The sequence below is a fragment of the Streptomyces sp. NPDC007856 genome (genome assembly GCF_042868225.1).
GTDB lineage: Bacteria > Actinomycetota > Actinomycetes > Streptomycetales > Streptomycetaceae > Streptomyces.
In genome coordinates this window covers 1,829-5,020 of sequence record NZ_JBIAEC010000076.1, presented here as the reverse complement: position 1 = coordinate 5,020, position 3,192 = coordinate 1,829, and the positions used below count along the sequence as shown (strand labels likewise).

The window sequence follows — 3,192 nt, the reverse complement described above, 5'->3', positions numbered from 1 at the left end:
AACACAGTGGACGCGAGCAACTGAGGACAAGCCCTCGGCCTATTAGTACCGGTCACCTCCACCAGTTACCTGGCTTCCAGATCCGGCCTATCAACCCAGTCGTCTACTGGGAGCCTTACCCCATCAAGTGGGTGGGAGTCCTCATCTCGAAGCAGGCTTCCCGCTTAGATGCTTTCAGCGGTTATCCCTCCCGAACGTAGCCAACCAGCCATGCCCTTGGCAGAACAACTGGCACACCAGAGGTTCGTCCGTCCCGGTCCTCTCGTACTAGGGACAGCCCTTCTCAAGACTCCTACGCGCACAGCGGATAGGGACCGAACTGTCTCACGACGTTCTAAACCCAGCTCGCGTACCGCTTTAATGGGCGAACAGCCCAACCCTTGGGACCGACTCCAGCCCCAGGATGCGACGAGCCGACATCGAGGTGCCAAACCATCCCGTCGATATGGACTCTTGGGGAAGATCAGCCTGTTATCCCCGGGGTACCTTTTATCCGTTGAGCGACGGCGCTTCCACAAGCCACCGCCGGATCACTAGTCCCGACTTTCGTCCCTGCTCGACCCGTCGGTCTCACAGTCAAGCTCCCTTGTGCACTTACACTCAACACCTGATTGCCAACCAGGCTGAGGGAACCTTTGGGCGCCTCCGTTACCCTTTAGGAGGCAACCGCCCCAGTTAAACTACCCATCAGACACTGTCCCTGATCCGGATCACGGACCCAGGTTAGACATCCAGCACGACCAGACTGGTATTTCAACGACGACTCCACACACACTGGCGTGCATGCTTCACAGTCTCCCAGCTATCCTACACAAGCCGAACCGAACACCAATATCAAACTGTAGTAAAGGTCCCGGGGTCTTTCCGTCCTGCTGCGCGAAACGAGCATCTTTACTCGTAGTGCAATTTCACCGGGCCTATGGTTGAGACAGTCGAGAAGTCGTTACGCCATTCGTGCAGGTCGGAACTTACCCGACAAGGAATTTCGCTACCTTAGGATGGTTATAGTTACCACCGCCGTTTACTGGCGCTTAAGTTCTCAGCTTCGCCCACCCGAAAGTGAGCTAACCGGTCCCCTTAACGTTCCAGCACCGGGCAGGCGTCAGTCCGTATACATCGCCTTACGGCTTCGCACGGACCTGTGTTTTTAGTAAACAGTCGCTTCTCGCTGGTCTCTGCGGCCACCCCCAGCTCGAGGAGCAAGTCCTCTCACCAGAGCTGGCCCCCCTTCTCCCGAAGTTACGGGGGCATTTTGCCGAGTTCCTTAACCATAGTTCACCCGAACGCCTCGGTATTCTCTACCTGACCACCTGAGTCGGTTTAGGGTACGGGCCGCCATGAAACTCGCTAGAGGCTTTTCTCGACAGCATAGGATCATCCACTTCACCACAATCGGCTCGGCATCAGGTCTCAGCCCCATGCGCGACGGATTTACCTATCGCACGGCCTACACCCTTACCCCGGGACAACCACCGCCCGGGCTGGACTACCTTCCTGCGTCACCCCATCACTCACCTACTACCAACTTGGTCCGGCGGCTCCACCACTCCCCTTCACCCGAAGGATCCGGGGCGGCTTCACGGCCTTAGCATCACTGGATTCGATGTTTGACGCTTCACAGCGGGTACCGGAATATCAACCGGTTATCCATCGACTACGCCTGTCGGCCTCGCCTTAGGTCCCGACTTACCCTGGGCAGATCAGCTTGACCCAGGAACCCTTAGTCAATCGGCGCACACGTTTCTCACGTGTGAATCGCTACTCATGCCTGCATTCTCACTCGTCAACCGTCCACGACTACCTTCCAGTGCCGCTTCACCCGGCAGACGACGCTCCCCTACCCATCACAGCACCCGTTGGGGCTATACGCTGCAATGACACGACTTCGGCGGTACGCTTGAGCCCCGCTACATTGTCGGCGCGGAATCACTAGACCAGTGAGCTATTACGCACTCTTTCAAGGGTGGCTGCTTCTAAGCCAACCTCCTGGTTGTCTGTGCGACTCCACATCCTTTCCCACTTAGCGTACGCTTAGGGGCCTTAGTCGATGCTCTGGGCTGTTTCCCTCTCGACCATGGAGCTTATCCCCCACAGTCTCACTGCCGCGCTCTCACTTACCGGCATTCGGAGTTTGGCTAAGGTCAGTAACCCGGTAGGGCCCATCGCCTATCCAGTGCTCTACCTCCGGCAAGAAACACACGACGCTGCACCTAAATGCATTTCGGGGAGAACCAGCTATCACGGAGTTTGATTGGCCTTTCACCCCTAACCACAGGTCATCCCCCAGGTTTTCAACCCTGGTGGGTTCGGTCCTCCACGAAGTCTTACCTCCGCTTCAACCTGCCCATGGCTAGATCACTCCGCTTCGGGTCTTGAGCATGCTACTGAAACGCCCTGTTCGGACTCGCTTTCGCTACGGCTTCCCCACCCGGGTTAACCTCGCAACACACCGCAAACTCGCAGGCTCATTCTTCAAAAGGCACGCAGTCACGAGAACCCGAAGGTTCCGACGCTCCCACGGCTTGTAGGCACACGGTTTCAGGTACTATTTCACTCCCCTCCCGGGGTACTTTTCACCATTCCCTCACGGTACTATCCGCTATCGGTCACCAGGGAATATTTAGGCTTAGCGGGTGGTCCCGCCAGATTCACACGGGATTTCTCGGGCCCCGTGCTACTTGGGTGTCTCTCAAACGAGCCGCTGACGTTTCGACTACGGGGGTCTTACCCTCTACGCCGGACCTTTCGCATGTCCTTCGCCTACATCAACGGTTTCTGACTCGTCCTGTTGCCGGCAGACAACAGAAGAGAGATCCCACAACCCCCACGACGCAACCCCTGCCGGGTCTCACACGTCGTAGGTTTGGCCTCATCCGGTTTCGCTCGCCACTACTCCCGGAATCACGGTTGTTTTCTCTTCCTGCGGGTACTGAGATGTTTCACTTCCCCGCGTTCCCTCCACATGCCCTATGTGTTCAGGCATGGGTGACAGCCCATGACGACTGCCGGGTTTCCCCATTCGGAAACCCCCGGATCAAAGCCTGGTTGACGACTCCCCGGGGACTATCGTGGCCTCCCACGTCCTTCATCGGTTCCTGGTGCCAAGGCATCCACCGTGCGCCCTTAAAAACTTGGCCACAGATGCTCGCGTCCACTGTGCAGTTCTCAAACAACGACCAGCCACCCGTCACC

1 rRNA gene is annotated in these 3,192 nt (G+C 57.3%); it reads right to left on the bottom strand.

Annotation, left to right across the window (positions count from 1 at the left end):
* Positions 1 to 22 precede the first annotated feature (22 nt).
* Positions 23 to 3,137: ribosomal RNA gene (locus tag ACFYOH_RS44375) — 23S ribosomal RNA — on the bottom strand.
* Between the last annotated feature and the right edge of the window lie 55 nt (positions 3,138 to 3,192).